Origin of the sequence: Lactobacillus sp. N54.MGS-719 (genome assembly GCF_000980505.1) — a bacterium.
Lineage (GTDB): Bacteria > Bacillota > Bacilli > Lactobacillales > Lactobacillaceae > Lactobacillus > Lactobacillus amylovorus.
This window is the reverse complement of sequence record NZ_LARO01000083.1, coordinates 1-2,598: the sequence shown is the minus strand read 5'-3', so window position 1 is coordinate 2,598 and position 2,598 is coordinate 1. Positions and strand designations below refer to the sequence as shown.

The 2,598-nt window shown below is 30.7% G+C and carries 3 protein-coding genes; all 3 read left to right on the top strand.

Features of this window, described 5'->3' with window-relative positions; all coding sequences use genetic code 11:
• Positions 1–932: restriction endonuclease subunit S (locus WS44_RS08970; RefSeq protein ID WP_046434069.1), on the top strand; the 932-nt coding region annotated here is incomplete at its 5' end.
• Positions 933–1,005: 73 nt separating this feature from the next.
• A complete protein-coding gene (locus tag WS44_RS08965) occupies positions 1,006–1,452 on the top strand; it encodes a hypothetical protein (protein WP_046434068.1) in 447 nt (148 codons plus the stop codon).
• Positions 1,453–1,479: 27 nt separating this feature from the next.
• Positions 1,480–1,908 (top strand): hypothetical protein, encoded by a 429-nt coding sequence (locus WS44_RS08960; RefSeq protein ID WP_046434067.1) that lies wholly within the window; start codon positions 1,480–1,482, stop codon positions 1,906–1,908.
• The last annotated feature ends 690 nt before the right edge of the window (positions 1,909–2,598 follow it).

The following is a 2,598-nucleotide window of genomic DNA, read 5'->3' as shown; positions in this document are numbered from 1 at the left end:
AAGAAGAATTACGTCAAAGTTCTACAGGAACTACCGTAAAAGGAATTAAAGCTTCTAATCTAAAGCAAATACTGGTTCTTTTACCTCCATTAGAAGAACAAAAACGTATTGTAGCCAAAATTGAAAAATTAATGCCTTTGGTGGATGAATATGCTGAATCATATAATCGTCTTCAGAAGATCGATAATGAATTTGAAGATAAATTAAAGCAATCTGTCTTGCAGTATGCCATGGAAGGTAAGCTGGTTAAACAAAATCCTAGTGATGAACCAGCTAGTGAATTAATCAAGAAGATTGAAAATGAAAAAGCTGAATTAATCAAAGAAGGCAAGATTAAGAAAAGCAAGAAATTACCTGCAATTACTGATGATGAAAAGCCATTTGATATTCCTGATAGTTGGGAATGGGTGAGATTAGGAAATATAACCATTTATCAAAATGGCTATGCTTATAAATCATCTCAATTAACCAAAATAAAAAGGGGACTGCCGGTAATTAAAAGTCAGAATATTATGACTCTAAATGTGGTAATAAAAGACAATAATGATTATGTTGAGCAACCGAATGATAGGATGTTGAGGAGTCAAATTAATAAAGGTGATTTATTGATGTGCCTTTCTTCTCAATCCCAAAATCCTGAACCATTAGGGAAGACAGCAATTTACAATTTAGATGAACCAGCTTTACTAAACCAACGAGTATTGAAATTAAAGTTGATAGATCAATCAATGACTAAGCTAGTATTCTATTTTATCAATTCTCCGTGGTTCCATTATACGGTTTCACATAAAGGTAGTGGATCCGGTCAGTCTAATTTAAAGTTAAATCATGTAAGGAATATGCTTTTACCTGTACCACCATTAGAGGAACAAAAACGTATTGTTACAAAAATTGAAGAACTTATGACTTCGATAAATAAAATATCTAAGTAAAGCAGTACGATTCAATGTTAACTAAATTTATCAAGTATTTGGTGAGGTAAACAATGAAGAAAAATAAATTTAATTGTATTTTGTCAGTTTGATTTTTTTATTATTATTCTCAGTTAGATTATCATTTTCTAACGGTAAAACTTCACTAGAAAGTCAAACTGTACAAGCTAGTTCACTAAAAAGAACATATATTCCTAATAGATTTCGAGAAACATGGTATGCCAATAAGCATGACAAAATGAAGATTACTGCTAATTCTGTAGGTGGGAATGTAGTGGGTAAGACTTACACTAATTTTTATCATGGTGGCTATAAAGATGTCACTGAAGGAGTAAGCAAACATAATCTTGTTCGTTATAAAGGAAAGTCAATGATCATTCTTTTTGCAAAGGGTGGTAGTGATACAACTTTCCGTGTAGTAAGTCGTCATCATTATAAAGCACTATATTTCCAACAAGGCGGAGGATACATTTATTTCTATCGTTCAAGAGCTACTGCAAAACGCTATGGTAATTATTAATTTAAATATAGAAACAGGAATAGTACCATGCCGATATTCACTAGATATAGATTAAGTGGCAAAGTAGTCGAATCTCGATTTATAGATTCAGATGAAATTACACAACACAAATATAGTATTCTAGGTCAAAAAGCTAGAATTACTACGAATGATGGTAAAGTCTACGAAGGCTTTGCAGATGAGCCTTATCATACTGGAGAAGGAAACAGTCTAACTTTAATGTGGTATGACACGGATTATAAAACAGGACATCTAAGAAGCAGTAATATGGTTACCATATTTATACCGATAGGCATTGTGGCTAAGATTGAAGCAATCTTATACAGTAATCCACGTTGGGGCCTTCCACCATTTAATGAATTTTTGTTTAGTAATGAGATAAAGCGTTGTGAGTTTAAACCCGATGATGAGTTGAAACAATTTATTAGAGATTTTAATAAAAAGCATCAAAAATAAGATTGATAAATTTCTACTTGTAACTACTATTCTTAGTTGATATCTTTTGATATAATTTTATGAGTAGAAAACAAATGTTTTTTTTAAAATCTTCATTTAACTCGTGAGAAATGTAAATAAATCCTGATAAAAACAGGCCGTTTGCAAAAGCTGCTTTTTTATCTAATCTAAGAGGAATGTAAATACAGCAAACAATGGCTTAAAGTCTTCACGACGTCAATTTTTTATCTAACTCAAGAGAATTACAAATAAATATATTTACAATAAAAAAGGCGATTCCTTAGTGGAAATCATCCTTTTTTTGCGTATACAGAACAATATGGAGTATTTAAAGCTAATTCATATACTAAGTTTAATTTACCAATTATCGTTACTGATCCCGATGAAATAAAAAATATAGATACCTTAACGGTCGGATTTAAGGCTATTAAAAGAACATTATTTAGAAATACAGATAAACAATCTTATTATGTGACTTATAATGTTAAGAATTTACTACAGGATTCACGTTTTAAGAAAGGATATAATAACGAAATAAAAATTTTCATTACTATAAGTGAGATTTTAAATAGTGAAAAACTAGAAGATGCTTTTTTCTACTCTAAGTCAAGTGTTATCAACGATTTTAAGCAATTTTATTTTGAAATACAGGCCTAATCGGGAAATGGCTCCCGGAGAATCGAGTTAAAT